Origin of the sequence: Cryobacterium sp. MDB2-A-1, from assembly GCF_004402675.1 — a bacterium.
Classification (GTDB): Bacteria; Actinomycetota; Actinomycetes; order Actinomycetales; family Microbacteriaceae; genus Cryobacterium; species Cryobacterium glucosi.
This window is the reverse complement of sequence record NZ_SOFK01000038.1, coordinates 21,026-47,707: the sequence shown is the minus strand read 5'-3', so window position 1 is coordinate 47,707 and position 26,682 is coordinate 21,026. Positions and strand designations below refer to the sequence as shown.

General features: G+C 68.9%; 30 protein-coding genes. 11 read left to right on the top strand and 19 right to left on the bottom strand.

The window, feature by feature from the left end; genetic code table 11:
* Nucleotides 1–8: 8 nt before the first annotated feature.
* Both E3O39_RS15205 and ubiE read right to left on the bottom strand, forming a co-directional pair.
* Nucleotides 9–1,079: a polyprenyl synthetase family protein gene (locus tag E3O39_RS15205; RefSeq protein ID WP_134448792.1), complete on the bottom strand. Its 1,071-nt coding sequence runs from the start codon at nucleotides 1,077–1,079 to the stop codon at nucleotides 9–11.
* A 30-nt stretch (nucleotides 1,080–1,109) separates the two neighbouring features.
* Nucleotides 1,110–1,835, bottom strand: coding sequence for a bifunctional demethylmenaquinone methyltransferase/2-methoxy-6-polyprenyl-1,4-benzoquinol methylase UbiE (gene ubiE / locus E3O39_RS15200; RefSeq protein ID WP_166787350.1), 726 nt, complete (start codon nucleotides 1,833–1,835; stop codon nucleotides 1,110–1,112).
* Between the two features lie 113 nt (nucleotides 1,836–1,948).
* On the opposite strand from ubiE, the gene E3O39_RS15195 reads away from it, so the two are divergent.
* Nucleotides 1,949–3,175 (top strand): isochorismate synthase, encoded by a 1,227-nt coding sequence (locus E3O39_RS15195; protein ID WP_322136988.1) that lies wholly within the window; start codon nucleotides 1,949–1,951, stop codon nucleotides 3,173–3,175.
* 145 nt (nucleotides 3,176–3,320) lie between these two features.
* On the opposite strand, the gene E3O39_RS15190 is transcribed toward E3O39_RS15195, so the two are convergent.
* The 3 genes from E3O39_RS15190 to E3O39_RS19235 form a co-directional block, all read right to left on the bottom strand.
* Entirely contained in the window at nucleotides 3,321–4,196 is an 876-nt protein-coding gene (locus E3O39_RS15190) for a polyphosphate kinase 2 family protein (RefSeq protein WP_134448791.1), read from the bottom strand.
* A 77-nt stretch (nucleotides 4,197–4,273) separates the two neighbouring features.
* A complete protein-coding gene (locus tag E3O39_RS15185; RefSeq protein WP_134448790.1) occupies nucleotides 4,274–6,166 on the bottom strand; it encodes a thiamine pyrophosphate-binding protein in 1,893 nt (630 codons plus the stop codon).
* Nucleotides 6,159–6,677 carry a PLDc N-terminal domain-containing protein gene (locus E3O39_RS19235; RefSeq protein ID WP_134448789.1) on the bottom strand — a complete coding sequence of 173 codons (519 nt, stop codon included), beginning with the start codon at nucleotides 6,675–6,677 and terminating at the stop codon, nucleotides 6,159–6,161. The genes E3O39_RS15185 and E3O39_RS19235 overlap by 8 nt, the downstream gene beginning before the upstream one ends.
* A 90-nt stretch (nucleotides 6,678–6,767) precedes the next feature.
* On the opposite strand from E3O39_RS19235, the gene E3O39_RS15175 reads away from it, so the two are divergent.
* Entirely contained in the window at nucleotides 6,768–7,172 is a 405-nt protein-coding gene (locus tag E3O39_RS15175) for a DUF4229 domain-containing protein (protein WP_134448788.1), read from the top strand.
* On the opposite strand, the gene E3O39_RS15170 is transcribed toward E3O39_RS15175, so the two are convergent.
* The 3 genes from E3O39_RS15170 to E3O39_RS15160 all read right to left on the bottom strand — a co-directional run bounded on the left by E3O39_RS15170 (nucleotide 7,146) and on the right by E3O39_RS15160 (nucleotide 10,550).
* Complete coding sequence (locus tag E3O39_RS15170) at nucleotides 7,146–8,195, bottom strand: 1,4-dihydroxy-2-naphthoate polyprenyltransferase (RefSeq protein WP_134448821.1); 1,050 nt, start codon at nucleotides 8,193–8,195, stop codon at nucleotides 7,146–7,148. The two genes, E3O39_RS15175 and E3O39_RS15170, sit on opposite strands and share 27 nt — an antisense overlap.
* A gap of 158 nt (nucleotides 8,196–8,353) precedes the next feature.
* Entirely contained in the window at nucleotides 8,354–9,622 is a 1,269-nt protein-coding gene (locus E3O39_RS15165) for an AMP-binding protein (protein ID WP_134448820.1), read from the bottom strand.
* Nucleotides 9,623–9,638: 16 nt separating this feature from the next.
* On the bottom strand, nucleotides 9,639–10,550 hold the full coding sequence (locus tag E3O39_RS15160) for a 1,4-dihydroxy-2-naphthoyl-CoA synthase (protein ID WP_134448787.1): 912 nt from the start codon (nucleotides 10,548–10,550) through the stop codon (nucleotides 9,639–9,641).
* Nucleotides 10,551–10,929: 379 nt separating this feature from the next.
* Here E3O39_RS15160 and E3O39_RS15155 point away from each other — a divergent pair, with 379 nt between their 5' ends.
* From E3O39_RS15155 to E3O39_RS15140, 4 genes are all read left to right on the top strand, one after another.
* Complete coding sequence (locus tag E3O39_RS15155; RefSeq protein ID WP_241975296.1) at nucleotides 10,930–11,967, top strand: RNA polymerase sigma factor RpoD/SigA; 1,038 nt, start codon at nucleotides 10,930–10,932, stop codon at nucleotides 11,965–11,967.
* A 194-nt stretch (nucleotides 11,968–12,161) separates the two neighbouring features.
* Entirely contained in the window at nucleotides 12,162–12,494 is a 333-nt protein-coding gene (locus E3O39_RS15150) for an ATP-dependent DNA ligase (protein ID WP_134448786.1), read from the top strand.
* Nucleotides 12,491–12,754 (top strand): hypothetical protein, encoded by a 264-nt coding sequence (locus tag E3O39_RS15145; RefSeq protein ID WP_134448785.1) that lies wholly within the window; start codon nucleotides 12,491–12,493, stop codon nucleotides 12,752–12,754. The genes E3O39_RS15150 and E3O39_RS15145 overlap by 4 nt, the downstream gene beginning before the upstream one ends.
* A gap of 147 nt (nucleotides 12,755–12,901) precedes the next feature.
* Complete coding sequence (locus E3O39_RS15140) at nucleotides 12,902–13,915, top strand: o-succinylbenzoate synthase (protein WP_134448784.1); 1,014 nt, start codon at nucleotides 12,902–12,904, stop codon at nucleotides 13,913–13,915.
* A 21-nt stretch (nucleotides 13,916–13,936) separates the two neighbouring features.
* Here the strand turns inward: E3O39_RS15140 and ccsB are convergent, their stop codons facing one another.
* Genes ccsB through E3O39_RS15115 form a run of 5 tightly spaced genes read right to left on the bottom strand, consistent with a single transcriptional unit; the run spans nucleotide 13,937 to nucleotide 18,735 of the window.
* Complete coding sequence (gene ccsB, locus E3O39_RS15135) at nucleotides 13,937–14,968, bottom strand: c-type cytochrome biogenesis protein CcsB (protein WP_134448818.1); 1,032 nt, start codon at nucleotides 14,966–14,968, stop codon at nucleotides 13,937–13,939.
* Nucleotides 14,969–15,019: 51 nt separating this feature from the next.
* Nucleotides 15,020–16,711: a cytochrome c biogenesis protein ResB gene (locus E3O39_RS15130; protein WP_134448783.1), complete on the bottom strand. Its 1,692-nt coding sequence runs from the start codon at nucleotides 16,709–16,711 to the stop codon at nucleotides 15,020–15,022.
* On the bottom strand, nucleotides 16,695–17,456 hold the full coding sequence (locus E3O39_RS15125; protein WP_134448782.1) for a cytochrome c biogenesis CcdA family protein: 762 nt from the start codon (nucleotides 17,454–17,456) through the stop codon (nucleotides 16,695–16,697). The genes E3O39_RS15130 and E3O39_RS15125 overlap by 17 nt, the downstream gene beginning before the upstream one ends.
* The gene (locus E3O39_RS15120) at nucleotides 17,453–18,094 is read right to left on the bottom strand and encodes a TlpA disulfide reductase family protein (protein ID WP_241985105.1); all 642 of its coding nucleotides are present in this window, start codon (nucleotides 18,092–18,094) and stop codon (nucleotides 17,453–17,455) included. Before E3O39_RS15120 ends, E3O39_RS15125 begins: the two co-directional genes overlap by 4 nt.
* Entirely contained in the window at nucleotides 18,091–18,735 is a 645-nt protein-coding gene (locus E3O39_RS15115) for a histidine phosphatase family protein (RefSeq protein ID WP_134448781.1), read from the bottom strand. The genes E3O39_RS15120 and E3O39_RS15115 overlap by 4 nt, the downstream gene beginning before the upstream one ends.
* A 64-nt stretch (nucleotides 18,736–18,799) precedes the next feature.
* Here E3O39_RS15115 and aspS point away from each other — a divergent pair, with 64 nt between their 5' ends.
* Nucleotides 18,800–20,128: an aspartate--tRNA(Asn) ligase gene (gene aspS / locus E3O39_RS15110; RefSeq protein WP_198413453.1), complete on the top strand. Its 1,329-nt coding sequence runs from the start codon at nucleotides 18,800–18,802 to the stop codon at nucleotides 20,126–20,128.
* A 121-nt stretch (nucleotides 20,129–20,249) separates the two neighbouring features.
* On the opposite strand, the gene E3O39_RS15105 is transcribed toward aspS, so the two are convergent.
* Nucleotides 20,250–20,534, bottom strand: coding sequence for a Dabb family protein (locus tag E3O39_RS15105; RefSeq protein ID WP_241985104.1), 285 nt, complete (start codon nucleotides 20,532–20,534; stop codon nucleotides 20,250–20,252).
* An 8-nt stretch (nucleotides 20,535–20,542) separates the two neighbouring features.
* Nucleotides 20,543–20,812: a glutaredoxin family protein gene (locus E3O39_RS15100; protein WP_134448779.1), complete on the bottom strand. Its 270-nt coding sequence runs from the start codon at nucleotides 20,810–20,812 to the stop codon at nucleotides 20,543–20,545.
* A 53-nt stretch (nucleotides 20,813–20,865) separates the two neighbouring features.
* On the opposite strand from E3O39_RS15100, the gene E3O39_RS15095 reads away from it, so the two are divergent.
* Nucleotides 20,866–21,603 (top strand): HAD family phosphatase, encoded by a 738-nt coding sequence (locus tag E3O39_RS15095; protein WP_134448778.1) that lies wholly within the window; start codon nucleotides 20,866–20,868, stop codon nucleotides 21,601–21,603.
* A gap of 46 nt (nucleotides 21,604–21,649) precedes the next feature.
* Here E3O39_RS15095 and E3O39_RS15090 read toward each other — a convergent pair whose 3' ends face one another.
* The 3 genes from E3O39_RS15090 to proC all read right to left on the bottom strand — a co-directional run bounded on the left by E3O39_RS15090 (nucleotide 21,650) and on the right by proC (nucleotide 23,256).
* Complete coding sequence (locus E3O39_RS15090) at nucleotides 21,650–21,748, bottom strand: 30S ribosomal protein bS22 (RefSeq protein ID WP_003792170.1); 99 nt, start codon at nucleotides 21,746–21,748, stop codon at nucleotides 21,650–21,652.
* A 123-nt stretch (nucleotides 21,749–21,871) separates the two neighbouring features.
* On the bottom strand, nucleotides 21,872–22,318 hold the full coding sequence (locus E3O39_RS15085) for a helix-turn-helix transcriptional regulator (protein ID WP_134448777.1): 447 nt from the start codon (nucleotides 22,316–22,318) through the stop codon (nucleotides 21,872–21,874).
* Nucleotides 22,319–22,386: 68 nt separating this feature from the next.
* On the bottom strand, nucleotides 22,387–23,256 hold the full coding sequence (gene proC / locus E3O39_RS15080) for a pyrroline-5-carboxylate reductase (protein WP_134448776.1): 870 nt from the start codon (nucleotides 23,254–23,256) through the stop codon (nucleotides 22,387–22,389).
* Between the two features lie 58 nt (nucleotides 23,257–23,314).
* On the opposite strand from proC, the gene E3O39_RS15075 reads away from it, so the two are divergent.
* Complete coding sequence (locus E3O39_RS15075) at nucleotides 23,315–24,277, top strand: cation diffusion facilitator family transporter (protein WP_134448775.1); 963 nt, start codon at nucleotides 23,315–23,317, stop codon at nucleotides 24,275–24,277.
* Entirely contained in the window at nucleotides 24,274–25,023 is a 750-nt protein-coding gene (locus E3O39_RS15070; protein ID WP_134448774.1) for a glutamine amidotransferase, read from the top strand. The genes E3O39_RS15075 and E3O39_RS15070 overlap by 4 nt, the downstream gene beginning before the upstream one ends.
* On the opposite strand, the gene tadA is transcribed toward E3O39_RS15070, so the two are convergent.
* Nucleotides 24,992–25,471: a tRNA adenosine(34) deaminase TadA gene (tadA, locus tag E3O39_RS15065; protein WP_206750881.1), complete on the bottom strand. Its 480-nt coding sequence runs from the start codon at nucleotides 25,469–25,471 to the stop codon at nucleotides 24,992–24,994. The genes E3O39_RS15070 and tadA overlap by 32 nt on opposite strands.
* A 33-nt stretch (nucleotides 25,472–25,504) precedes the next feature.
* Here tadA and upp point away from each other — a divergent pair, with 33 nt between their 5' ends.
* Nucleotides 25,505–26,137 carry a uracil phosphoribosyltransferase gene (gene upp / locus E3O39_RS15060; RefSeq protein WP_134448773.1) on the top strand — a complete coding sequence of 211 codons (633 nt, stop codon included), beginning with the start codon at nucleotides 25,505–25,507 and terminating at the stop codon, nucleotides 26,135–26,137.
* Nucleotides 26,138–26,682 lie beyond the last annotated feature (545 nt).

Here is a 26,682-nt window from a genome sequence, read left to right as displayed (position 1 = left end):
CGACCTTTCTAACTTGAACGCTCGACGATCGTGTCGGCGAATCGGGTCAGCGCCTTCTTGACGGACCCGTCGGGCAGGGGAGCGAGGGAAGCAACGGCGTCGTGTGCCCAGCCGTGGGCCTCTGAGAGGGTCTGCGCGGTCACCTCGTGGTCGCGCAGCGCGGCAATCGCGGAGTCGGCCGCCTCTGAGCGGGTGCCCTGGCTGCTCATGACGTCCCGCTCGAGCCGCTCGAGCAGGGCCGCGGATGCCGGCTCGTCGGCGGCGCGCTCGCGGAGCCTGAGCAGGGGCAGGGTGGCGACCCCGGCACGCAGGTCGGTGCCTGGCACCTTCCCGGTCGCCTCGGGCTGCGGGGACAGGTCGAGCACGTCGTCGATGAGCTGGAACGCGACGCCGATCTTCTCGCCGAAGCTCACGAGGGGCTGTTCGAATTCGTCGGGCGCATCCGAGAAGATGATGCCGGCCTGGGCCGCTGCCGCGATGAGCGAACCGGTCTTGTCCGCGAGTACCGAGATGTAGTGCTCGATCGGGTCGTCGCCCGCGTGCGGGCCGACGGTCTCGTGCAGCTGCCCCATGACGAGGCGTTCGAAGGTGTCGGCCTGCAGGCGGATGGCCCGCTCGCCGAGCTTGGCCATCAGCTGGCTCGCCCTGGCGAACAGCAGGTCGCCGGTGAGGATCGCGACCGAGTTTCCCCAGACCGTCTGGGCGCTCGGGACGCCGCGGCGCTGGACGGAGTCGTCCATGACGTCGTCGTGGTAGAGCGAGGCGAGGTGGGTGATCTCGATCGCCGTCGACGCGGTCACGACGTCGGTGATCCCACCGCTGCCGAGGTGGGCGGTGAGGAGGGCAAGCATCGGGCGAACCCGCTTGCCGCCGGCTTCGAGGAGGTACCGGGTGGTGACGCTTGCGATCTCGTCTGCGAAGACGATCTCGGCGAAGAGGCTCGCCTCGACCCGCTCGAGACCGGCGTCGATTCCGGCGGCAAGGCCCCGGTCATCCGCTGTCGAGAAGATTCGATCGCTGAGGCCGATCTGGCTCGTCACGGAGGAGCCGCGCCGGAACAGGGGAAGACTCGGTTTCACTCTGACAGCCTATCCATTGGGTGGGGAGTTTCAGTCGGCGGGGACTGCCGCGGGGGCGGCCTTGACGCCGCGGTGCAGCGCCACGATTCCGAGGGTGAGGTTCTTGTAGGCGACGGACTCGTACCCGGCTTCGCGGAGCCATCCGCTCAGCACGGGCTGGGTCGGCCAGGCGGCGATCGATTCGCCGAGATAGTCGTACGCCTCGGCGTTCGAGGAGGCGAGCTTGACGACCCGGGGCATCACCTGGTTGAGGTAGGCGAAATAGGCGCTGCGGATGACCGGGTTCGGCGGGGTGGAGAACTCGCAGATGACGACCCTGCCGCCGGGCTTGGTGACGCGGAAGAACTCGGCGAGCGCCTTGCGCGGTTCCACGACGTTGCGGAGGCCGAAGGAGATCGTGACGGCGTCGAATTCGTTGTCGGCGAAGGGAAGCGCCGTGGCGTCGGCCTGGACGAACTCGACGAGCGGGTTGCCCGCTTGGCGTTCGCGGCCGACCGCGATCATGCCGGCGGAGAAATCGGCGGCGACGACGTGGGCGCCGGTGTGGGTCAGCGCGACGCTCGAGGTGCCGGTGCCCGCGGCGATGTCGAGGATGCGCTCGCCGGCCTGGGGGTTGACGGCGCGGGTCGCCTGGAGCCGCCACAGGGCGGCGTTTCCGACCGAGAGCACCGCGTTCGTGCGGTCGTAATGCGTCGACACCTGATCGAACATGGCAGCGACCTGCTCCGGCTGCTTACTGAGGTCTGCTCTGTTCACTCCAACAGTCTAGGTTGCCGTTCCCCGGTGATCCTGCGAAGCCGGTGATAGGGGCAGTCTGGAGTCCGGGAAGCCGGTCGTCGTGGCGGCTGGCATAGGCTGGGCAAGTGAATGTGCAGGCCCTAACGGTTGAAACCACTCCCATTGCCGACATTCGACAACTGGTCCTTCTCCTCGACGCCCAGAAGCCGCTGCTCTGGATGCGCCGCAACCAGGGCCTCGCCGGCCTCGGCTCAGCGCTGCGGCTCGAATTCTCGGGCCCGACCCGCATGACGGATGCCGCGAGTGCGTGGCGGGACGTCGTCGCCGCTGCGACGGTGACCGATCCCCTCGCGCGAACGGGCACCGGCCTGCTGGCGTTCGGAACGTTCGCCTTCGACGACGAATCCGCCGAGACGAGCGTGCTGCTCGTTCCGGAGGTCATCGTCGGACGTGAGGACGGTCTCTGCTGGGTCACCCGGATCTGGCCGACCGGAGGCACCCCTCCGGAAATTCCGGTGGCGCTGCATCCGCTGGGCACGGAGTACCGGATCTCGCTGCTCTCGGGCACGCTGCGGCCCGAGGCATACAAGGCAGCCGTCGATGAGGCGGTCGTGCGTCTCTCGGCCGGCGAGGTGAACAAGGTCGTGCTCGCCCGCGACCTCCGCGGCCACCTTCCGGCGAAGTCGGACCTCCGCCGCACGATCAGCGAACTCGCCCTCGGCTACCCGGACTGCTGGACCTACGCCGTCGACGGACTCGTCGGGTCGAGCCCCGAAACCCTGATCCGCGCCGACCACGGCGAGGTCAACGCCCGGGTGCTCGCCGGGACCGTCTCGCGCGGCGCCGACGCCGCGGCGGACCTCGAGGCCGCCGCCGCGCTCGCGACGAGCGCGAAGGACGGCGACGAACACGCCTTCGCGGTGCAGAGCGTGCTCGCCTCGCTGCGCCCGCATACCTCGCACCTGCTCACGAGCGAGCTGCCGTTCACGGTCAAGCTCCCGAACCTCTGGCACCTCGCGACGGATGTCGAGGGAACCCTCTCCGACGGATCGACCTCCCTCGACCTCATCGCCGCCATGCACCCGACGGCCGCGGTCGCGGGAACGCCGACGCAGGCAGCGCTTGCGCTCATCCGCGAACTCGAGCCCTTCGACCGCGGCCGGTATGCCGGGCCGGTCGGCTGGGTCGGAGCCGACGGCGACGGCGAATGGGCGATCGCGCTGCGCTGCGCCCAGGTCACTCCCGGCGGCGACGTCACGGCATACGCCGGCTGCGGCATCGTGCTCGGTTCAGAGCCCGACCGCGAGCTCGCCGAGACCCGGATGAAGTTCCGCCCCATCGTCGAGGCCTTCGGCTAACTCCCCCTCCTCCTCCGCTGCGCTCTGCGCTCAGCGCTCAGCGCCGTGAACCGCGAGAGCACACTTATGGCCCTAAAGACGGACCCATAAGGGCCGATTTCGTACTCTCGCGGGATGAACGGGAGGAGTGGGCGGATGGGGCGGGTCAGGTGGCTGCGAGGCGCGCCTTTTCGGCGTCGACGTCGAAGGCGGCGGGCGGCCAGTCGAGGTCCAGACGCTCGAGGGCATCGATCAGCAGGTGCTGCACGGCGAGGCGCGCGTACCACTTCTTGCCCGCGGGAACGACGAACCACGGCGCGTCGGGGGTCGAGGTGCGTTCGAGGGCGAGCTGGTATGCCGTCTGGTAGTCGGCCCAGCGCATCCGCTCGTCGACGTCGCCCGGGTTGTACTTCCAGTGCTTGTCCGGGCGTTCGAGGCGCTCGAGCAGCCGCTCTTTCTGGTCTGCCGAGCTGATCTGCAGCATGACCTTGACGATCGTGGTTCCGTCGTCGACGAGATCCTGCTCGAACTGGCGGATCTGCCCGTACCTGGCCTCGATCTCTTCGGCGGGGGCGAGCTCGTGGACGCGGGCGATCAGCACATCCTCGTAGTGCGAGCGGTCGAAGACCCCGATCAGGCCGGGCCCAGGCACGCGGCTCCGCACCCGCCAGAGGAAGTCGTGCGCGCGTTCTTCCGCTGTCGGTGCCTTGAACGCGGTGAGGCGCACACCCTGCGGGTCGACGGACCCGACGACGTGCCGCACGATGCCGCCCTTCCCTGCGGTGTCCATGGCCTGCAGCACGAGGAGCACCTTGCGGCCACCGCCGTCGTCTGCGGAAGCCCGGCTATTGGCGTAGAGCTTCTCCTGAAGCGAATCGAGCAGACCCACGCCCGAGGCGAGCGCCTTGTCGGCGTTCTTCTTCACGACCCCGTCGAAGCCGGGCGTCGCGTCGGGGTCGACGGAGGCGAGCCGGAATCCGGGGCCGACGCGGAGCGTCTCGATCGGGTCTGAATCCCAAAACTTTTGGTTGAGTCCGCTCATGATGATGCACCCTTCGTCGAAAACCGCAGGAAGACTGAGACTGTGCAGCCGGGCCCGCGTAAGGCTATGGAGAAAACCTAGCGCGTAAGCGGCACCTCGAGCAGGCTCGGTCCGAGCGGCGGCGCGGTGAGCGCCCGCTCGAGCTCGCTGCGGGTCGCCGCCCGGTCGTATTCCCAGCCGTATGCTGCGGCGAGCGCGGAGAGGTCGACGCCCTGCGGCGTGTAGAGCACCCTGCTGATCAAGTCGTCGGGGGCGGATGCCGCGACCTCGAGCCCGTCGAAAATGGTTCCGCCACCGTCGTTGCCGACGATGACCTGCAGCCGCGCCCGCGCCTCGCCCGGGACCAGGAGCATCGATCCCGCGTCGTGCAACAGGGCGAGGTCGCCGAGGAGCAGCCGGGTCGTGCCGGTCGAGCGCGGTTCGCTGCCGTGCTGGAACGCCTGGCTCGCGAGCGCGATACCCGTCGCGGTCGAGATGGTGCCGTCGATGCCCGCGAGGCCCCGGTTCGAGTGCACGGAGATCTTCTTGCCCGGCACCCGCCGGTCCGCCTCGCGGATCAACCGGGACGCGCCGAGCACCAGCCGGTCGTGCGGCCAGGAGGCCCGCCAGACGGCGTCGACGAGCATGCTCCGGGTGACGGGAGCGCGGAGGGCTGCGAATTCGGCGCGCGTCATCCCGTGGGCGCCGAAGGGGACATCCGCGTCTTCGGTCGCCGCGTCGAGAACGCGCCGGCTCGACATCACCCAGCTGCCGAGCCAGGCCCGGCCGTCGCGGGTTTCCGCCTCGGACGAAGCGGATGCGCCGACACGCGCCGTGCGGGCGAACGTGCGCACCCGGTGCCCAGGGTTGTACCACTCGGCGCCGGTCGGGGCCACGACGATCGTCTCGACGTCGTCCCGCTGGATGAGGGCCGGGACTTCCCGGCTCAGCGACGGATGTCCGAACACGATCACGCGCTCGACCCTGCCGCCGAAGTCCTCGGCCTGCAGCAGCTCACGGTATGCGGCCACGAGATTCGGCCCGAAGCGGGCGTTGCTCGACACCTCCGCGAGCAGTGGCCAGCCTCCGGCCCGGGCGAACTCCTCTGCAGCACTCCCCGCGCCTGTGCCGGCGACCACGACGGTGCGCAGCCCCCCGTCGACGACGAGAGCGGCCTGGTCACCCGTCACCATGTCACCGCTCACCGCGAAAGCGGGTGAGCCGTCGGTCTGGCCGTGGCTCAGCGGCGGCTCAGTCGTCGTCGCGGCCGGGTCGGCGGAGCGCTCGAGGGTCACGGGGGCGGAGAGGGGCTCCCGGAAGGCGAGGTTGAGCTGCACGGGACCGGGGTCGAGCGAGCGGCCTCCGGTGGCGGCATCCATCGACCGGGCGGCGAGTTCGGCAGCGCGGACAGCGTCGGAGGAACGGCCACCGGCGGCACGGGACTCGGTGGCATCGGCGGCATGGCCGGCCGGGGCACCGGCAGCAGCAATCGCAGCAGCACCGGGGGCCGGTACGTCGAGGCAGAGCCGGGTCGCGACGCCGAAGAGCCCGGTCTGCACGGTCGTCTGGTTCGAGCGGATGCCGCGGAGTTCGACGGGGCGATCGGCCGTCAGCACGATGAGGGGCACCCCGGAGTGATGGGCCTCGAGCACCGCAGGGTGCAGGTTGGCGACGGCGGTGCCGGACGTGCAGATCACGAGGGCGGGCACGCCGGTCTCGACCGCGAGGCCGAGCGCGAGGAAACCGGCGCCGCGTTCGTCGATGCGCACGTGCAGGCGGACCAGGCCGAGGCGCTCGAGTTCCGCGGCGACCAGGGCGAGCGCCTGCGAGCGGGAACCGGGGCTCACGACGATGTCGCGGATGCCGAGGCTCACGAACGCGCCGAGGAGGGCGACGCTGAAATCGGTCGCGGGGCTGCCGGAGGCCGCCGGACTGGTGAAGGGCAGGCCTCCACCCACGGCCGCGGTGTCGGTCAGGATCGGGTCAGGCATCCCGGCGGCCAGGCAGTTCGCCCTCGCCAGGGTCGGTCGTCTTCTTGGGTTCGGCTGCGGCGGGACCCTTCGCCGGGCCGGTGGACTGGCCCGTCGATGGCCCGGCATTGCCGGCGGCCTGCCCCTTGCCGGGGCCGGAGTTCTGGCCCTTGCCCGGTCGGTCGGGCTTGTCGGTCGCGTCCGGCTTGTCGAGGTCGGCGAGCTCCTGCTCCATCTGGCGGATGCGCTCCTCCTGGAGCCGGTCACGGCCGAGGCTCTTCAGGAAATCGGGATCGTCATCGGGGGCCAGCTGCCGCGATGGGCCGCGACCGGGCGCGGAACTCTGGTTGCTGCCACGGCCGATGAACAGCCAGAGGAGGGCGCCGACGACGGGGACCAGGACGATCACAAAGACCCAGACCCAGCGCGGCAATCCGCGGATCCGACCGCGGTCGAAGGTGACACACTCGACGAGCGCATAGACGGTCACGAGAATGACCGCAATTCCTACGACAAGCCACACCTTTACCATCCGCTCATTCTACGTATATCACCCGAGAGATCGGTGAGTACGCAGAGGTCCGCAAATCTAACGATCGGAACCACAATCTATGCTGAAAGCATGAAAGCTGTCCCGTCCTGGCTGAGCTACTCGGTCTACCGCATCCTCATGTTCGCAGTACCCCTCGCGGTACTGCTGATGCTCTCGATCGTCTGGTGGGTCTCCGCCATCGTCGCGGCCCTGATCGGGCTCTGCCTGTCGTACATCTTCCTGCGGAAGCCCAGGGAGCAGGTCGCCCTCGACCTGTACACGGCCCGGCACCCCACCGCTGAGGTCGTACATCCCGACGCGGAGTCGGAGGACGCGGCGATCGACCGTGCCGCCGACGCCGCTGCTTCTGCCGCGGTCGCCTCTGCCGAGGCAGCGGATGCCGCCGGCCGGGCGACGACGCGGGCCGCGGCATCCGCTGCGCCCGTCACGACCGCTGGGTCAGCGGCGTCAGAACGCGAAGGCAGCGCCCAGTAGCAGGCCGTACAGGAGCGCGCTGAAGCTCGTGAGCTTGAGCGCCAGGATGAGCTCGGCCGCGGTCTTCGCTGTGACGGTGATCAGGCACGCCGGAAGGGCGAGCAGGAGCACGAAGAGCACGAACCAGGCGAGCGGGTAGAAGAGCGCGAAGAAGGCCGCGATCGCGAACGGCACGAGCAGCAGCACGCAGAAGACGATGCGGCCGGGCAGGTTGCCGATCAGCACCGCGAGGGTGCGCTTGCCGGACGCCTTGTCCGGGACGATGTCACGCAGGTTGTTGACCATCAGCACGGCGCAGGCGATGAGCCCGATCGCGACCCCGCCGAGCCAGCTCTCAAGGTTCACCGTTCCGACCTGCACGAAGGTCGTGCCCGCGGTTGCGACGAGTCCGAAGAACACGAACACGAACAGCTCGCCGAGGCCGAAGTAGCCGTAGGGACGCTTGCCGCCGGTGTAGAACCAGGCTGCGACGATCGCGGCGGCGCCGACGAGCAGCAGCCACCACTGGCCGCTCAGGATCACGAGCACGAGACCCGCGAACGCGGCGAGCCCGAAGAACGCGAGCGCGACGGTGAGCACGGACCGCGGCCTCGCCGCTCCTCCGCCGGTCAGCCTGGCCGGGCCGACGCGGTAGGCGTCGGTGCCGCGGATGCCGTCGGAGTAATCGTTCGCGTAGTTCACGCCGATCTGCAGGCAGAGTGCCACGATGAGCGCGAGCAGGGCGCGGACCGGGTGGAAGACGCCCGGGTCGCTCGCGACGATGGCCGCGCCGGTGCCGAGGGCGACCGGGGCGATCGCGAGGGGAAGGGTGCGAAGGCGCGCGCCGGAGATCCAGTCGCCGGCCGTCGCCGGGCCGGAGCGGCCGTGCGCCTCTGCGCCGTTCCGCTTCGCCGGGTTTCCGGATCGACCGGAGTTGGCGGGCTTGCCCGCTGCCTTCCCGGCTGGCTTACCCGCCTGCTTTCCGGACGGCTGTCCGGCGGACGCCGGTGCCCCGAGGGTCTCCGAAGGATTCAATCGCTGCATTTTGGGCCTGACCGGCCGCGCTCCCTGTGCCACGTTTTCATGTTACCGGGCACTTGATAAGAGGATGCCGCGAGTCGGCACCCTCGCGCGACGCGCGCAGATCAACGCCCGTGGCCAGCGCATGCGCCCGCGGCTCAGCCCACGGCCAGTGACCGCGGCTAGGCCCGCACGGGGCCGGCGTCGGCGATGCGCTGCAGGGCGAGCCGGTCGGGCTTGCCTGAGACGAGCAGGGGGATCTCGGCGACCACAAGCAGGCGATCGGGCCGGGCCGCCTTGCCCAGGGCGGATGCGACGGCGTCCTTCACGACTGCGAGTCGGGCCGTCGCCGTGTCTGCCTCCGTCTCCGGCGAGCTGAACGGCGTTGCGGTCGGCGACGTGCGCGAGGCCTCGCCCCGCGACCGGGCCGGCACCGCGGAGTGCGACCCCGGGACCGCGACGACGGGCACCTGGCCCCACCGGGCATCCGCCACCCCCACGATCACCGCGTCGGCGAAACCGGGCAGCGCGCGCACCACGCGTTCGACGGCGTCGAGGGAGACCTTCTCTCCGCCCGAGATGATCACGTTGTCCGCGCGGCCGAGCACGCGCACGAGGCCGGTCACGGCGTCGACCTCGCCGAGGTCGCCGGTGCGGTACCAGCGCACGCCGTGGTCTTCGGTGAAGCGGTCGTGGGTGCGGAGCGGGTCGTCGAGGTACCCGTCGGCGAGCACGGAGCCGGACATCTCGAGCTCGCCGTCGACGACGCGCACAACCGTGTCGCCGATCGGGCGACCGTTGTAACAGCATCCGCCGGCCGTTTCAGAGGAGCCGTATGTGCGCACGACCGCGATGCCGAGCGAGGCGGCGCGCTCGATCAGGGCAGGGGGCATGGCCTGGCCGCCGACCAGGATCGCCGTGAAGCGGCGCAGGAGTGCGAGCATTTCCGCGGCCCCGCCCTGGTCGTCAGCGTCGACCGCGTCGAGGAGGCGGGCGAGCTGCACCGGCACAAGGGAGGTGTAGCGCAGCGGCGCGGTCAGCCGGGTCGCCGCTTCGAAGAAGGCGGCCGGGTCGAAGTGACCGGGTGCCAGCGCGATCGGCGTGGTCCCCGCCTCGAGCGAGCGGACGAGCACCTGGACGCCCGCGACGTAGTGGGCGGGCAGGGCGAGCAGCCACTGGCCGGGCCCGCCGAGCGCCGCACTCGACGCCGCGGCGCTCGCCAGGAGGGCTGGCGCGCCGAGCAGCACCCGCTTGGGCACGCCTGTCGAACCGCTCGTCTCGATGACGACGGCCGTGCCGTCCGGAACGGTCACGGTCACGGGCACGGGCACGGGCACGGGCACGGGCACGGGCACGGGCACGGGCAGCAGGGCGTCCCCGCGCCCGGAGAGGGCCTCGCGGAGCAGGTCGAGGAGGTCGAGCGGCCGGTCGACGGAGACGACCCGGAGCATCCGTGTCACGGCGGGACTAGAACTGCCAGTCGTACGGACCCCAGTCGGGGTCGCGTTTCTCGAGGAACGCGTCGCGGCCCTCGACGGCCTCGTCCGTGCCGTAGGCGAGCCGCGTCGCTTCGCCCGCGAAGACCTGCTGGCCGACGAGTCCGTCATCGACGGCGTTGAAGGCGAACTTGAGCATGCGGATGGCGGTGGGCGACTTGGTCAGGATCGTGCGAGCCCAGTCGATGGCTTCGTTTTCGAGATCGGCGTGCGGGACGACCGCGTTGATCGCGCCCATCTCGAGGGCGCGCTGGGCGGAGTACTCGCGGGCGAGGAAGAAGACCTCGCGCGCGGCTTTCTGCCCGACCTGGCGGGCGAAGTATGCGCTGCCGTAACCGGCGTCGAAGGAGCCGACGTTGGCATCCGTCTGCTTGAACTTGGCGTGCTCTGCGCTCGCGATGCTGAGGTCGCAGACCACGTGCAGGGAGTGCCCGCCCCCGGCCGCCCAGCCGGGGATGACGGCGATGACGACCTTCGGCATGAAGCGGATCAGGCGCTGGATCTCGAGGATGTGCAGTCGGCCGCTGCGGGCCTTGTCGATGCCGCTGGCAGTCTCGCCTTCCGCGTACTTGTAGCCGTCGCGGCCACGGATGCGCTGGTCCCCGCCCGAGCAGAACGCCCAGCCGCCGTCCCTCGGGCTCGGGCCGTTTCCGGTGAGGAGGACGACGCCGATGCGCGGGTTCATCCGGGCGTCTTCGAGGGTGGCCTGCAGCTCGTCGACGGTGTGCGGCCGGAACGCGTTGCGCACCTCCGGGCGGTTGAACGCGACGCGCGCGATCTGCCCGGTGAGGTCGTGGTGGTACGTCACGTCGGTGAGGGACTCGAAGCCCGGGACGACTTTCCACTGGCTCGGGTCGAAGATTTCAGACACCTGTTCGATCATGCTGCAAGCCTACGCGGCGGACCCCGCGCGCGGACCCGAGGGGTGCCGGCTGGACAGCGCGCGGATGGGCGCGCTCTCACACATACTCAGGCCTGAAAAACCAAACGACACGCCGGTGAAAATGAGAAATACCCCTTTTGTGGTGGCAAAGTCAACCCCCTTGAGCGCCTCATTTTCACCATGTGTACTTGTGGTCTCAGTGAGACCCGGAGGTAGTCATGAACGACCTAGACACACAGTCAAAAGCCCCGATCGACCTGCCACTCCACAACGACGTGGCAACCCGAACCCACAGCACCATCAGCGCCGTCAGCATCCGCATGACCCCGGCAGAAAACACCAGAAAACACCAGAACGCCATCGGAACGGCGGTGCGACCGTGACCGTCACGATGAACACGTCGGCACCGGCCCACGACCACTTCGATTCTCCCGACTCCTACCGCGCCCCGCTCCCCTCGATCAACCCGGCCGGCTCATCCCAGCGTTCGGCCGGCAGTACGGCAGCGTCCCGCTACAGCAGGGCATCCACGGATGCCTTCGGCGACTACCTGCGCCGCATCGGCAAGGGCCCCCTCCTGAGCGCCGAGGACGAGGTCAACCTCGCCCGGCGGATCGAGGTCGGCCTGTTCGCCGCAGAGAAGCTCGCGCACGGGGTCGACGACCACGAGCTTTCCCGGGAACTCGCCTGGCTCGCCCACGACGGCGGCCGGGCGAAGAACCACTTCATCGAAGCCAACCTCCGCCTCGTCGTCAGCATCGCCAAGCACTACTCCGGCCGCGGGGTGCCGATCATGGACCTCGTCCAGGACGGCAACATCGGCCTCGTCCGAGCGGTCGAGAAGTACGACTTCATGACCGGATACAAGTTCTCCACCTACGCGACCTGGTGGATCCGCCAGGCGATTCACCGCGGAATGGCCGACAAGTCCCGGATGATCCGCATCCCCGTGCACACCGCGGAGAAGCTCAACAAGATCAAGCGCATCCGCCGCGACCTCACGAGCACCCTCGACCGCGACCCCTCGCTCAAGGAGCTCTCCGAGGCGGCGCAGATCCCCATCCGCGACGTCTCGCGGCTGCTGCAGTACGACAATGAGCCGATTTCCCTGCATTCCCCGGTCGGTGACGGCGTCGGAGACATCTCGGAGCTCATCATCGACGACGACCTGCCGCAGCCGGACGAGTATGCGACGGTCACGTTGCGTGCCGCGGACATCTGCTTCTACCTCGACGCGCTGCCGCCGCGGGAGCGGTCGATCCTGAAGGCCCGATTCGGGCTCGACGGCGACGAACCGCGCACCCTCGACCAGATCGCCGTCATCCAGGGCGTCACCCGGGAGCGGGTCCGCCAGATCGAGAAGCGCGCGCTGGCCCTCCTGCACGTGCCCCGGCTCGAACGGTACCTGCGCGACTAGATGCCCGCAGGCCTGGTCCGTCGATGACCGGTTGTGCGGGTGCGTGAGCACCCGCACAACCCGGTTCCGGCGTGACCGAACTTTTCCACGGCACTGAACTTTTCCACGGCTCTCCGGGGGACCCCCCGAACTGAGCATTGGCAACGTCTCGATTTTGTAGCAATAATTCCTTATGACGCGCCAACGAGGGAATCATGGGAAAGCTCACCTATAACTCGACGGTGACGGCCGACTTTGATGATCGCATCCTGGCGCACATCCAGGTGGTCATCGGAGCCAAGCTGCGCCGGGGAGAGTGCTTCTACTTCACGTGGAGGGACGACCCGTCCGGAGGCGACGGTCGCAGCACGATCTGGCTGCATCCGGCCATCCCGCTCGCCTTCAAATACTTCGGCGGTCGCTCGCCGAGCCTCAATCGCGACTGGGTGGAGGCGCTCATGCTGACCGCCAACTCCTCTGGCGGTTTGCAGCTCGTCCCCGAACCGCACCGGCCGGCATCCGTGCTCGCGACGAAGGATGAACCATGATTCGCATCGACATCGTCTATGGCGGTCAGCAGTACTCCCTGGGCGGCCGGTCCGCAGAGTCGCTCCGGAATGAGATCAACGCGGCCGTCACGTCCGGCCAGCCGTACTGGCTTCCGGTCAACAGCGGCGGCGGCCGCTTCGAGGACGCCTATCTCCTGATCGCGCCCGGCATCGCGTTCGCGGTTATCGACGTCAAACCCACCAACGGGGACGACCTCGACCTCGAGGTCGACGGCGCCTTCAACCACGACTCCCTCTAGCCTCCCGCACGGTCCGCTCCGCCGCGCGCCCACTGCGCCGTTCCGCGCCCGGCAGGCCTGGCGCGGAACGGCGCTTCTGGCGCGCACGCCCCGACGCGTGCGGCGGCACGGTCGCCCGCACCCGCGCCCGGCTGGCAGACTGGAAGCATGCTTCCCCCACTCGCAGAGTTGCTCGGAACGGCCCGCATTGTCGCGTTGCCGCTCATCACCCGATTCCGCGGAATCGACACCCGCGAGGCACTCCTCCTCGAAGGACCGGAGGGCTGGACGGAGTTCGCGCCGTTCGCCGAGTACGACGACGCAGAGTCCGTCGCCTGGCTGCGCGCCGCGATCGACTTCGGCTGGACCCCGACGCCCGCCCTCCTGCGCGAGAGCATCCCGGTCAATGCGACCGTCCCTGCAATCGACGCGGAACTCGTGGCGGATGTCCTCGCCCGCTTTCCGGGGTGCCGCACGGCCAAGGTGAAGGTGGCCGCCCCCGGGCAGACCCTCGCAGAAGACGTCGCCCGCGTGCGCGCCGTGCGCCGGGTGCTGGGACCGGAGGGGCGCATCCGTGTGGACGCGAACGGCCTCTGGAACCTCGACGAAGCCGAACACGCCCTGAACGCCCTCGGCGAGTTCGACCTCGAGTACGTCGAACAGCCGTGCGCGAGCATCGAGGAACTCGCCGAGATCCGCCGTCGCTCCGCCGACTACCTCGGCATCCCCGTCGCCGCCGACGAGAGCGTGCGCCGCGCCGAGGACCCGCTGCTCGTGGCGACCACGGGCTCTGCCGACATCCTCGTGATCAAGGCGGCACCGCTCGGCGGGATTCACGTCGCACTCGACCTCGTTGCGCTGGCCGGCCTGCCCGTCGTGGTCTCGAGTGCCCTCGACACCTCGGTCGGCATCGCGATGGGCGCGCACCTCGCCGCCGCGATCCCCGGCCTCGAGTTCGACTGCGGCCTCGGCACCGCCTCGCTGCTCGCCGCCGATGTCACCCACGACCCGCTGCTGCCGGTCGACGGCCGGATCCCGGTTCGCCGCGTCGTGCCCGACGCCGACCTGCTCGACCGCTACGCGGCATCCGCCGAGCGCAGCGCCTGGTGGCTCGCCCGCCTCAGCCGCTGCTACGCCCTGCTCGCCGCCGAACCCGCCATCACGGACGCCATCACGGACTGACCCGCCCTGGCGGATGCCGGGTTAGAGGCCCGAGTATGCGTGCAGTCCCTTGAAGAAGACGTTCACGACGCCGAAGTTGAACATCACGGCGCTGAAACCGACGATCGCGAGCCACGCGGAGCGGGAACCGCGCCAGCCCCTGGTTGCACGGGCGTGGATGTAGCCGGCGTAGATGGTCCAGATGATGAAGGTCCAGACCTCCTTGGTGTCCCAGCCCCAATAACGGCCCCAGGCCTTCTCCGCCCAGATCGAACCGGCCATCAGGGTGAACGTCCAGAGGATGAAGCCGATGATGTGAACCCGGTACGCCAGGTTCTCGAGCGTCGCTGCCGAGGGCAGCGTCGCGAGGAAGCGGAGGCGCACCCGGCCGGCGGTCGTGACGAGCGCCTCCCGCCGGAACTGCAGCAGTTGCACCACGGAGAGCGCGAAGCCGAGCGCGAAGAACCCGGTTCCGAGCGAGGCGACGAAGACGTGGATCACGAGCCATGCCGACTGGAGCGCCGGCGGCAGCGGGGCGACCTCGACATAGAAGCGCAGCGCCGCGATGCCGAGCAGCACGAGCACCATGCCGGTCACGAAGGTGCCGAGGAAGCGCAGGTCCGCGCGGGTGAGCACGATCAGGAACACGGTCACGATGAGCAGGGTGCCCGTCATCGCGAACTCGTACATGTTGGCCCACGGCACCCGCCCGGCGGCGAAGCCGCGCAGCACGTCGGCCATCAAGTGGATCGCCCAGGCCAGCACGGTGAGCGAGACGCCGATCCGCAGGCTCTTCGAGCGGCCGTACGGGGTGGCGGCGTCGTTGGCGATGCGGGCGCTGATCCGGTTGACGATCGTTCCGGCGGATGCCGCGGCACCGGCCTTGCCCGCAGGCTTCCCCGGATCGAGGGTCGCGTCCCTGACCGCCGGTTGCGCCCCATTGGCCGCGCCGACGCCGACCGGTACGGCGGCGAGCGCCGCGAGGCCCGTCGCCTCGTCCGCCGTCTTGACGGCCGCGGAGCGCTTGGCGAGGTCGAAGGCGAAGGAAATGAAGGCGAGCGCATAGACGGCCATCGCCGAGTACAGGCTCAGGATCGAGAGCTCGTTGAGATTCACGTGGTCAGCCTAATTCTGTTCGGTTGCCGGGACGGCTGATGTGGAGGATACCAGCAGTCGCCCGTGGCGGTCTGCGATGTCGGTCACGGCCGCTTCGAGGGCCGGGTCCTCGCCGCGGGCGAGTCCCGCGTACTCGAGGGTCAGCGATCCGTCTTCGCTCTCGATCGCCTTGACCCAGACTCGCCGCCGCGGCACGAACAGGCTCGTGAGCAGCCCGAGCAGGGCGAGGATCGCGAAGGACAGCACCCAGACCTGCGTCGGGTCGTGGTGGATGTCGAAGGACGCGAACCGCAGCACCGAGCCGGAGAAATCGTTCGCGGCGGCGCCGGGGTGCGCGTCGTTGAACGTGACGGAGCCGAGTCCGTTCGGCAGCTGCTGGGTCTCCCCCGGCTTGAGTTCGAGCGACTTCACGCCGGTCTTGCCACCGGTGAGCCGCGTCATCTTGTCGGTGTTGAGCGAGTAGACGGATGTCGGCACTCCCGCGTTCAACCCGAGGTCGCCAGAGTAGATGTTCAGGGTGAGCATCGGGTATTCGAGGTCCGGGTACGACGAGTAGAAGGCGCCCGTCGAACTGGCGGCCTGCGTCGGGTAGAAGAAGCCGATCATGCCGAGCTGTTCGCTGAGGCCGTCCGGCACCTTGATCACGCCGAGCGAGGTGAGGTTCGCGTCCTGCGGCAGGAACGGCACCGCGTCGGTGAAGACGACGACCCCGTTGGGGTCCTTGACGGTGATCGAGGGCGCGTAGCCGTTGCCGAGCAGGTACACATCGGTGCCGCCGGTGCGCATCGGGGCGTTCACCTTGACGACGCCGGTCTGGAGGGCCTCGCCGCGGCGGGTGACGCTGACGGCAGCGGAGTAGTCGATCGCCTGGCCGTACGCCTTGAGGTTCTGGGTCTCGTAGGTGACGCTGAAGTCGTCGAGGGTGAGCTTGTACGGCTCGAGGCTCGAGTCGCTGAAGAACCGCCCCGGGCTGAACGAGTCGTAGGCGAGCAGGGTGTTCACGAAGGTCTGGCCCTCGACGAGCACCCGTTGGCCGCTGAACCCGAAGCCGCTGCCGAAGCCGACCGTGATCAGGATGCCGACGAGCGCGAAGTGGAACACGAGGTTTCCGGTCTCGCGCAGGTAGCCGCGCTCGGCCGACGCCGAGAATTCCCGCCCGCCGCGTGCCGGCGCGCTGTCGAACAGGGCGACGCGGTAGCCGCTCTTCTTCAGGAGCGAGCGGGCGGAGTCGACCGCCGCCGCGGCATCCGTGCCGGCAGGAGCCGTGCGTTCGGTGAAGCCGGCGAGCCGCATGAGCCGCGCTGGCGTGCGCGGCGGCTGGGCCCGGAGCGCCTGGAAGTGGTGCTTCGTGCGCGGGATCACGCAGCCGATCAGCGAGATGAACAGGAGGAGGTAGATCGCCGAGAACCAGGCGGAGGAGTAGACGTCGAAGGCCTGGATCTTGTCGAGCACGGGAGCCAGGTCGGGGTTGTCCGCGAAGTACTGGGTGACACCGTTCGGGTCTGAGCTGCGCTGCGGAACGAGCGAACCGGGCACGGCGGCGATCGCCAGCAGGAGCAGCAGGAACAGGGCGGTGCGCATGTTGGTGAGCTGGCGCCAGAACCAGCGCAGCCAGCCGACGAGGCCGAGCCTGGGCTGGATGACATCGTCGGACGCCGGGGCCGGCGCTGGGGAATCGTAGTGGTCAGATGGCCGGGACATAACTGCCGATCACTCCTTGCAGGTCGAGGAGCCAGGCATTCCAGACGCCGGTCACCATGAGGACGCCGATGACGACGAGGAGCACGCCCCCGAACAGATTGATCGCGCGGACGTGCCGTTTCAGGAACGACACTGCCCCTGTCGCCCAGTTGAGGCCGAGCGCGATGAGAAGGAACGGGATGCCGAGTCCGAGCGCATAGAACAGCGCGAGCAGGCCGCCCTGCCACGGGGAGCCCGTGGTGAGGCTGAGCGAGTTGATCGCCGTGAGCGTCGGACCGGTGCACGGGGTCCAGCCGACGGCGAAGACCGCGCCGAGCACGGGGGCGCCCGCAAGTCCCGCGCGCGGGCGCCAGCTCGTCTTGACCGTGCGCTGCAGGGCCGCGAACTGGCCGACGAAGACGAGCCCCAGCAGGATCACGACAACGCCGGCGATCCGGGTGACGAGGTCACGGTACTGGTTGAGCCAGAAGCCTGCCGCGCCGAAGACGACCCCGGTCAGCACGAAGACGAGGGTGAAGCCGAGCACGAAGAGCCCGACGCCGGCCAGGAGCCGGTTCCGGCCCCGCCGGTCGCCGCGACCGGCGGTCGACCGGCCGTCGGTGAATCCGCCGATGTATGCGAGGTAGCCGGGCACGAGCGGCAGGATGCACGGGGACGCGAACGAGACGAGCCCCGCGAGCACCGCGATGGGAATCGCAAACAGGAGCTGGCCGCTGAAGACGATTTCGCCGAAGGGATTGTTCACGCCGCGGGGACCTCGGCGATCGCGTCGCGCACAATGGTCTCGAGGATCGAGGGCGTCGACAGGGCGCCGAGGATGCGCGCGGCGACCCGGCCGCTCTTGTCGAGCACGAGGGTGGTCGGCACCGCGTTCGGCGGGATGCTGCCGCTGAAGGCGAGCTGCATGGCCCCGCCGTCGACATCCATGATCGAGGGATAGGTGATGCCGTAGCTCTGGTTGAACGCGATCGCGTTCGCGGCCTGGTCGCGCACGTTCACGCCGAGCCACTCGGCTCCCTTGCCGGAGAACTCGGCGTTGAGCTTCTGGAGGGCGGGGGCCTCGACCCGGCACGGCGCACAACTCGCGTACCAGAAGTTGACCACGAGCACTTTTCCGGCGAAGTCGGTGTTCGACACGGTGGCGCCGGTCTCGTCGACGCCGCTCCAGGCCACGGCGGCCCCGCGGTCGGCGACCGGGATCTCCGTGACGCTGCCGTCGCCGGCGATGAAACCCTTGTTGCTTCCGGCGCGGTACTGGTCGGCGAGGGGGTCTGTCGAACAGCCGGTGAGGACGAGCGCGAGCGCGAGCAGCCCCGTCAGGCCGGCCAGGCCGGCGGCACGGCGCCGACGCGGGTGCGTTCCGTTCGCGGGACCGGCCTTCACACCGCTCCTACATCCGTGGCCCCGGCCTGCAGCGCGGCCGCCGGGTTCGCGTAGCTGATCTCCACGAGTCCCTCGCCCCGCCACGACAGCGTGGTGATGCTCGACAGGGCGCAGCGTCGGCCGCGCGGGTCGTGCGGGAGCCGCTCGCCGGCGAGGGCGCGGTGCACCATCCAGATCGGCAGCTGGTGGCTGACAAGCACGACGTCGCCGTCGGTCACGGAGTTGTATGCCTCGTCGATGGCCGCGAGCATCCGTGCCGAGATCACCCGGTACGGTTCGCCCCAGCTCGGTCGCAGCGGGTTGAGCATGGCCGGCCAGTTGCGCGGGTCGCGCAGGGCGCCGTGCTCGCCCGACATCCGCTTGCCCTCGAATCTGTTGGTCGGCTCGATGATGCGCTCGTCGATCTCGACGGGCAGGCCGAAGGCCGCGGCGATGGGCGCCGCGGACTCGCGGGTGCGCTGCAGGGGGGAGGCGATGACGCGGCGCACCGGCCGGCCGCGTTCGACGAGGTCGACGGCAGCGGCGGTCGCCATGGCGGCGCCGAGGTCGGAAAGCCGGAATTCGGGCAGCCTGCCGTACAGCACGCGCTCAGGATTGAACACTTCACCGTGACGGACGAGATGGATCTGGCTGGCTACCACCCGCTCATTCTACGGAGGAGGTGCCCATGAATTAGCCGAGAGCCGGTGCCGCTAAACTTATCCGGTGACTTCGCGCGTATTGATCAAGAACCTGGCCGCCCTCTCTAACGGAACCGTGACGGTCTCGGGGTGGGTCGACACGGTCCGCGACCAGAAGAAGGTGCAGTTCGTCGTGCTGCGCGACGAGTCGGGTGCCGTGCAGCTCGTGAACCCCCGCACGACGGATGCCGACGGTGCCGTCGTCGCCGACGAGCCGGCCTCCACGATCTCCACGCTCGCCCAGGGCAGCTTCATCACCGTGACCGGTGAGCTCAAGCACGACGAACGGGTCAAGCTCGGCGGGATCGAGATCAAGCTCGCGACGCTTACGGTCGTCACCGCCGCCATCCCCGAGACGCCGATCGCCGCAGACTCAAGCCTGGACAAGCGCCTCGACTGGCGCTTCCTCGACCTGCGCCAGCCGAAGCAGAACCTGATCTTCCGCATCCAGACCACGTTCGAGCACGCACTCCGCACGTACTGGATCGAACACGACTTCATCGAGTTGCACACCCCGAAGCTGATGGCGAGCGCGAGCGAGTCCCGCGCCGAACTCTTCGAGGTCGAGTACTTCGACACCAAGGCCTACCTCGCGCAGAGCCCGCAGTTCTTCAAGCAGATGGCCCAGTCGGCCGGCTTCGGCAAGGTCTTCGAGGTCGGACCGGCGTTCCGCGCCGACCCGTCGTTCACGAGCCGTCACGCGACGGAGTTCACGAGCGTCGACGCGGAGATCAGCTGGATCGACAGCCACGAAGACGTCATGCAGCTGCACGAGGAGCTCCTCGTCGCCGGCTTCACGGCCGTCAAGGCCAAGCACGGCGAAGAAGTCCTGGCTTTGTTCGGCGTCGAGGTGACGGTTCCCACCCAGCCCTTCCCGCGCATCCCCCTCGCCGAGGCCAAGGAGATCGTCAAGGGTCGCGGCTACGAGGTGCCGCGCGACGACGACGACATGGACCCGGAGGGCGAGCGCCAGATCGCCGCGTACGTGCTGGAGACCTACGGCCACGAGTTCGTGTTCCTGACCGACTACGCCGCGAGCATCCGCCCGTTCTACCACATGCGTCCGGAGAACGACCAGACCATCACCAACAGCTACGACCTGATCTTCAACGGCACCGAGATCTCGACCGGCGCGCAGCGTGAGCACCGCATCGACGTGCTCACCGCCCAGGCGATCGAGAAGGGCCTCGACCCGGAAGAGCTCGGCGGTTACCTCGACTTCTTCCGTTACGGCGTTCCCAGCCACGGCGGCTTCGGCATGGGCCTCGCCCGGGTGCTGATGCTGATGCTGCACCAGGCCAGCATCCGCGAGGTCACCTACCTGTTCCGCGGCCCGACCCGTCTCGAGCCGTAGGCCGCCGGGGTCCAAGCGGCACAACGAAACGCAGGAGCTCCGGCGCCCTGAGGCTCACACCGCCTCAGCAGCCCGGAGCTCCTGCGTTTCGGCGTTTCCGGCCGGCTCAGAACCGCACGGGTCAGAACTGGACGTCGACGGCTGCCTTCTCGGCGGCGACGGAGCGGATGAACGCCGCGGCGGCCTCGTGGGCCGGGTGCACCTGGTAGCGGGCGAGCGCGTCGAGGTCCTCGTAGTCCGCGATCAGCACGACGTCCCAGTTGGGGTTCCCGACGACATCCGTGCCGACCTGCAGGGTGCGGATCTCTGGGACGACGCCGACGAGGGCCTCGAGGCGCTCGACGATGGCGGCCGCATCGGCCGCACGTGCGGCGGGCTCGGTCGCGGCGAGCCGCCACGACACCACGTGCCGGATCATTTCACGGCCAGAAGGGCGGTGCGGAGGCGGTCGGGATCGATCCGCCAGTAGTTGTGCACCGTGCCGTTGATCATCAGCACGGGGATGTCCTCCAGATACAGGTCGCTCAGGGCCGCGTCGTCGAGGATCGAACGCTCTTCGATGGCCATCTCGGGCGCTCCCGGCGTGCCGTCCAGGGTCCTGACGACACCCGTGACGAGCTCACGCGCATCGTCGCACAGGTGACATCCGGGTTTCCCGATCAGGGTGAGCAGTGCAGTAGCCATGCACCCAGCCTAAGCCGGGGACGGCATGGTGACCCAACTAGACTCCAAGGGAGATGTTCCAAGCCACTCCCCCGCGCGCCATCGCGTTCTTCGATGTCGACAACACCCTGATGCGAGGGGCCAGCCTCTATCATCTGGGCGTCGCCGCGTGGCGGGGCGGGATCATCACCCGCAGGGACATCACCTCCTTCGGCTGGAAGCAGGCCCGGTTCCTCGCGGTCGGCGAGAACCGCGATCACCTCTCCACGGTGCTGCTGCGTGCCCTCGAGGTCGCCGTGGGATTCGAACAGGCCGAGCTCATCCGCTTGAGCGAGGAGATCTTCGACACGAAGCTCACCCGCCGGCTCTGGCCGGAGACGGTCGCGGTGGCCAGACGGCACCTCGAGAACAGCCACGAGGTCTGGCTGCTCACCGCGAGCGTTCAGGAGGTCGCCGACGTCATCGCCGAGCGCCTCGGCTTCACGGGCGCGCTCGGAACCGTGCTCGAGGCGGACGACGGCATCTTTACGGGTCGGCTGACCGCCGGGGTCTGTCACGGCGCCCTGAAGTCCGAGGCGGCACGGGCACGCGCCGCGGCGAGCGGCGTCGACCTCGCCGACTGCTGGGCGTACTCGGACTCCCACAACGACATTCCGCTGCTCGACCTCGTCGGCCACCCGGTGGTGGTCAACCCGGACGCTGCGCTCGCGCGGTATGCGGCGGCGCGCGACTGGCCCGTGATGCGGATGAAGCGCGCGAGCATCCGCCGGGCGGCGCGCGCGAACCGGGTCCGCACAAGCAAAAAGCGCTAGGCCCGGAAGGACCTAACGCTCACGCTTGGGGACGGGCTAAGCCGTCCTACTTCTTATTGCGACGCTGATGGCGGGTCTTACGAAGCAGCTTGCGGTGCTTCTTCTTCGCCATACGCTTGCGTCGCTTCTTAATTACAGAACCCACACGGACCTCACAAGATTTGATTTCGCCGCGAGATTCGCGACAGACACGAAAGTGCCAGTCTAGCGGATAAGCGCGACGCTCGACGCTCGGTCGGCGGTTGCCGGTCGAGTACTGCTGGTTGTTCTATTCGTTCTTCCGCCATTTGCGCGGTTTAACGTCTTTGACCGCATGCGCGACCTGGAATGAGGTATCGGCGAAGACCTTGCCGATCGCGGTCGCGAACGCCCGCTGCTCTTCCTTGAGGCCCTCGGCCTCTTCGGCTTCCCCCTCCGTTGCGGCATCGAAATCGACGCTCAGGAATGGGATCAGCCAGTCTTCGATCTCCTCCAGGGGGGCATAGTCGAGATGGTAATAACGGTGCTGCCCTGCTTCACGTACGCCGACGAGTCCCGCCTCGCGCAACACCTTGAGGTGCTTGGAGACCGTCGGCTGGCTGAGGCCGAGTTGCACGACGATGTCAGACACGCTGAGCTCGCCGCCGACCGCCCCGGACTGGTTGTATCGCTCGAGGAGAATGCGTAATATTTCGCGTCGAGTCGAGTCCGCCACCACGCCGAAGATGTCTGCCATACCTTTAGGCTAGTCATTCCCACGAAGGGATACTACGGAAGGGCCCGCAACGGCTGTCCGGGACAGGGTCAGTCGGTGGGGGCGGCGAGTTCGCGCGCCCGGGCGAGTGCGGCATCCGTCGCCCGGTCGAAGAGCTCCTTGAGGCCGCCCTTCTCGAGTTCCCAGACCGCGCGCTCGGTGGTGCCGTGCGGGCTCGTGACCTGGCGGCGCAGTTCGCCCGGCGACAGCGGGCTTGCTGCGAGGAGGGTGCTCGCACCGAGGAAGGTGCCGTTGACGAGGATCGCGGCCTCCTCCGCCGTGAACCCCTTGTCGATGGCGGTGCGGGTGAACTCCTCGATCAGGTAGAACACGTATGCCGGGCCGGAGCCGCTGATCGTGCTCAGGGCGTCGAGCTTGTCCTCCGGGACGACGAGCACCGAACCGACGGTGCCGAACAGGGCCCTGGCCAGGTCGAGGTCGGCCGCCGTGGAACGGCTGCCTGCGCTCAGGCCGGTCACGGCCTTGCCGACGAGGGCAGGGGTGTTGGGCATTGATCGGATCACGGCGACGGATGCCGGCAGCAGCGCCTCGAACGTGGCGATCGTCACGCCGGCCGCGACGCTCACCACGAGGGTGCCCGGCGCGAGGGAGGACGCGATCTCGCGGAGCAGGTCTGGCACCATCGCCGGCTTCACGGCGACGACGACGATGCGCGCCCCGGTGACCGCTGTGCGGTTGGCGTCCGGATCGAGCGCGGTCGCCCAGGCGGTGACCCCGGGCAGGTCGTGCAGCTCTGCCGCCTTCTCCGCGGTGCGGTTGGTGGCCCGGATGCCGCCCTCGACCGTCACGGCGGGGGTCAGCAGTCCGGTCAGGACGGCGCGCGCCATCGATCCGGCTCCGAGGAATGCGATGGCGGGCAGGACGGTGGGGGGCACCGCGGTGGCGGCAGTCTCGGTCATGCAGCCAGTCTACTTTTCGGGGCGTTTCGCAGCCTCGGGGGCCTCCTAGAATTGCTGCATGAGCGCATCTTCGGGGAACAAGGCCATCATCGCTGCACTCGGTGCGAACCTGGGCATCGCCGCGACAAAACTCATCGCCTGGGCGTTCTCCGGTTCGTCGTCGATGCTCGCGGAGGGCGTGCACTCCCTCGCCGACTCCGGCAACCAGCTCCTGTTGTTGCTCGGAGCCCGCAAGTCGCGGAAGGACGCCGACACGGAGCATCCGTTCGGCTACGGGCGCGAACGCTACGTCTACGCCTTCGTCGTCTCGATCATCCTGTTCTCCATCGGCGGCGTCTTCTCGCTCTATGAAGGGGTGCAGAAGCTGCAGGACCCGCACCACCTCGACGTGCCGTGGCTGCCGATCCTCGTGCTGCTCGTGGCGATGGGCCTCGAGTCGTTCTCCCTGCGCACCGCGATCAAGGAGTCGAACCACACCAGGGGCGGGGAGACCTGGGTGCAGTTCATCCGCCACGCCAAGGCCCCCGAGCTGCCCGTCGTACTGCTCGAAGACGTCGCGGCGCTCAGCGGCCTCGTGCTCGCATTCCTCGGCGTCGGCCTGACCATCGTCACCGGCGACCCGATCTGGGATGCGATCGGGACCATCTGCATCGGTGTGCTCCTCGTGCTCGTCGCGATCGTGCTCGGCATCGAGACGAAGAGCCTCCTCGTCGGCGAGGGCGCCCGACCCACCGACACGGCGACGATCCAGCGCGCGATCCTGAACGGCCCGGAGACACAGCGCATCATCCACATGAAGACGCTCTACCTCGGGCCGGACGAACTGCTCGTGGCCGCGAAGCTCGCGTTCGACGCCGAGCTGCGCTTCTCGGATGTCGCGGCGTCGATCGACGTGATCGAGGAACGCGTGCGGGCGGCGATGCCGAGCGCCCGCGCGATCTATCTCGAGCCCGACGTGTTCCACGACCCGAACCAGCACGGCCCGCTCACCGACACCATCATCATCCGGGGCCGGGAATGAGCGCAGTGCCTGCCGCGCCGGCGACGGATGCCGCACCGGTCGCTGGGACGCGGACGGCACTCGTGCTGCGCCACGACGCCACCATCCATCTCGGCAACCTCGAGCCCGTGCTCCACGAGCACGGCTATTCCGTGACCTACGTCGAGATCCTCAGCGACGACCTCAGCACGATCGACCCCACCTCCGCCGACCTCGTCGTCGTGCTCGGCGGGGAGATGGGCGCGTATGAGATCGACCGGTTCCCGGCGCTCGCCCGGGAGATCACGATCCTGCAGGACCGGCTCGCCGCCGAGCGCCCGGTGTTCGGCGTGTGCCTCGGCGCGCAGCTGATGGCCAACGCGCTCGGCGCCAGGGTCTACCCCGGGCCGACCAACGAAATCGGCTTCCGCACGGTCGAACCGACGAGCCTCGGCGCCACAGGGCCGCTCCGCCACGTGGCCGGCGTCCCGGTGTTGCAGTGGCACAGCGACACCTTCGACCTTCCGGAGGGCGTGACACGCCTGGCCGGTTCGCCGCAGTACGGCAACGAGGCGTTCGGTATCGGCGACTGGGCGCTCGCGGTGCAGTTCCACCCCGAAGTGACACCGGCCATGCACGAGGTCTGGCTGCGCGCTTCCGCCGCGGAGGTCACCGCGGCCGGCCTCGACCCGGAAACGCTGCGCGCCGAGCGCGACCTCTACGCCGGGACGATGCAGGATGCGTCCCGCGCGCTGTTCAGCGAATGGCTCGACGGGCTGGATCGCTGAAGAACTCCCGGAGGAGGGCGCCGCACTCCTCGGCGTCGACCTCCGCGTAGACCTCGGCACGATGGTTGAGCCTGCGGTCGCGCAGCACGTCGTACACGGAGCCCGCTGCTCCCGCCTTCTCGTCCCAGGCGCCGAAGACGACGACCGGGATCCGCGCGGCCAGGATCGCGCCGGCGCACATCACGCAGGGCTCGAGCGTGACCACCAGAGTGCAGCCGGTGAGGTGCCAGTCGCCGAGAGCGGCGGCCGCGGCCCGGATGGCGACGATCTCGGCGTGACCGGTCGGGTCCTGCCGTGCCTCCCTGTCATTGCGGCCGTGGCCGACGACGACACCGGAGGCATCGATCACGACCGCGCCGACCGGGACGTCACCCGTCTCGAGGGCCGCGCGGGCCTCCCGGAGGGCAAGCCGCATCCATTCGCGGTGCTCGCGAGCCTGCTCGCCCATCCGGATACCTCCCCCAGCTAGTAGATTGAGCCTATGCGAGTCCATGTAGCCGACCATCCGCTCATCACCCATAAACTGACGGTTCTGCGGGACAAACGCACCTCCTCACCGCTCTTCCGCTCCCTCGTGGAGGAGCTGATGACGCTCCTCGCCTACGAGGGAACCCGCGGGGTGCGGGTCGAAGACATTACCGTCGAAACCCCGGTCGGGCTGGCCCACGGGGTGCAGATCAGCGACCCGAAGCCGCTCGTCGTGCCGATCCTGCGCGCCGGCCTCGGCATGCTCGAGGGCATGGTCAAGCTGCTGCCGACCGCAGAGGTCGGCTTCCTCGGAATGGCCCGCAACGAGGAAACCCTCCAGCCGACCACGTACGCCGAGCGCCTGCCCGACGACCTCTCCGACCGCCAGTGCTTCGTGCTCGACCCGATGCTCGCCACCGGAGGCTCGCTGATCGCGGCCATCAAGTTCCTCTTCGACCGCGGCGCCGTCGACGTCACCGCCATCTGCATCCTGGCGGCGCCAGAGGGTCTCGCCGCCGTCGAGGCGGCGTTCCCCGGTCGTGAGGTGTCGATCATTCTCGGCGCCGTCGACGAACGCCTCAACGAGCTCGGCTACATCGTTCCCGGACTCGGCGACGCCGGCGACCGTCTGTACGGACTCGTCTAGGGCACAGTCCACCCGTTCCGCCGGTTGCGACCACGCCGGCGGAACACGCAGGTCCTGCGACACACGGGCGTCGCAGCGCAGTACTTTCACGAATCTTTGATGAAGTGCCTTTCCATCGAGGAACATGTGATGAAGTGCCCATCGAGCACGGATCCTCCCGTTCGACCCGACCGGGGCGAACGTGATGCAGCAGGTTTCCTGGCTTCCTGCGTCACAAAGTTGACACACGCCGTAACAGTGGGCTTTACTCACAGTTATGACAACCCCTCACCGCCCCCTGACCTCCCTCGAGGCCCTTGGGAATGCCGGCATGATGATGCCCGGCATGCGCGCCGAGTGTTGCCGAATGTGCCGCTGAATCGCGACGTCATCGCCGAGTTCCCCTCTCGCCTCCGAACCCCGCGCAGTAGCACCCCGTGCCTCTGCACTGAGCGGTTCTGAGTCAGTCGGTTGAACTCCCGGAGCCTTTCGTACGCTCCGCACCCGGTCGCAACGGCCATTGTCGAACCCACAACCGCGCAGAGCGCCGGGTTCACCCCAGCATC

Bases quoted from the DNA above. Each gene is read 5' to 3' on its own strand.
- E3O39_RS15190 (WP_134448791.1), bottom strand. From the start codon at position 4,196: ATGAGCGGACTCAACCAAAAGTTTTGGGATTCAGACCCGATCGAGACG.
- E3O39_RS15185 (WP_134448790.1), bottom strand. From the start codon at position 6,166: ATGCCTGACCCGATCCTGACCGACACCGCGGCCGTGGGTGGAGGCCTG.
- E3O39_RS19235 (WP_134448789.1), bottom strand. From the start codon at position 6,677: ATGGTAAAGGTGTGGCTTGTCGTAGGAATTGCGGTCATTCTCGTGACC.
- E3O39_RS15175 (WP_134448788.1), top strand. From the start codon at position 6,768: ATGAAAGCTGTCCCGTCCTGGCTGAGCTACTCGGTCTACCGCATCCTC.
- E3O39_RS15170 (WP_134448821.1), bottom strand. From the start codon at position 8,195: ATGCAGCGATTGAATCCTTCGGAGACCCTCGGGGCACCGGCGTCCGCC.
- E3O39_RS15165 (WP_134448820.1), bottom strand. From the start codon at position 9,622: ATGCTCCGGGTCGTCTCCGTCGACCGGCCGCTCGACCTCCTCGACCTG.
- E3O39_RS15160 (WP_134448787.1), bottom strand. From the start codon at position 10,550: ATGATCGAACAGGTGTCTGAAATCTTCGACCCGAGCCAGTGGAAAGTC.
- E3O39_RS15150 (WP_134448786.1), top strand. From the start codon at position 12,162: ATGGGAAAGCTCACCTATAACTCGACGGTGACGGCCGACTTTGATGAT.
- E3O39_RS15145 (WP_134448785.1), top strand. From the start codon at position 12,491: ATGATTCGCATCGACATCGTCTATGGCGGTCAGCAGTACTCCCTGGGC.
- E3O39_RS15140 (WP_134448784.1), top strand. From the start codon at position 12,902: ATGCTTCCCCCACTCGCAGAGTTGCTCGGAACGGCCCGCATTGTCGCG.
- ccsB (WP_134448818.1), bottom strand. From the start codon at position 14,968: ATGGCCGTCTATGCGCTCGCCTTCATTTCCTTCGCCTTCGACCTCGCC.
- E3O39_RS15130 (WP_134448783.1), bottom strand. From the start codon at position 16,711: ATGTCCCGGCCATCTGACCACTACGATTCCCCAGCGCCGGCCCCGGCG.
- E3O39_RS15100 (WP_134448779.1), bottom strand. From the start codon at position 20,812: ATGGCTACTGCACTGCTCACCCTGATCGGGAAACCCGGATGTCACCTG.
- E3O39_RS15095 (WP_134448778.1), top strand. From the start codon at position 20,866: ATGTTCCAAGCCACTCCCCCGCGCGCCATCGCGTTCTTCGATGTCGAC.
- E3O39_RS15085 (WP_134448777.1), bottom strand. From the start codon at position 22,318: ATGGCAGACATCTTCGGCGTGGTGGCGGACTCGACTCGACGCGAAATA.
- proC (WP_134448776.1), bottom strand. From the start codon at position 23,256: ATGACCGAGACTGCCGCCACCGCGGTGCCCCCCACCGTCCTGCCCGCC.
- E3O39_RS15075 (WP_134448775.1), top strand. From the start codon at position 23,315: ATGAGCGCATCTTCGGGGAACAAGGCCATCATCGCTGCACTCGGTGCG.
- E3O39_RS15070 (WP_134448774.1), top strand. From the start codon at position 24,274: ATGAGCGCAGTGCCTGCCGCGCCGGCGACGGATGCCGCACCGGTCGCT.
- tadA (WP_206750881.1), bottom strand. From the start codon at position 25,471: ATGGGCGAGCAGGCTCGCGAGCACCGCGAATGGATGCGGCTTGCCCTC.
- upp (WP_134448773.1), top strand. From the start codon at position 25,505: ATGCGAGTCCATGTAGCCGACCATCCGCTCATCACCCATAAACTGACG.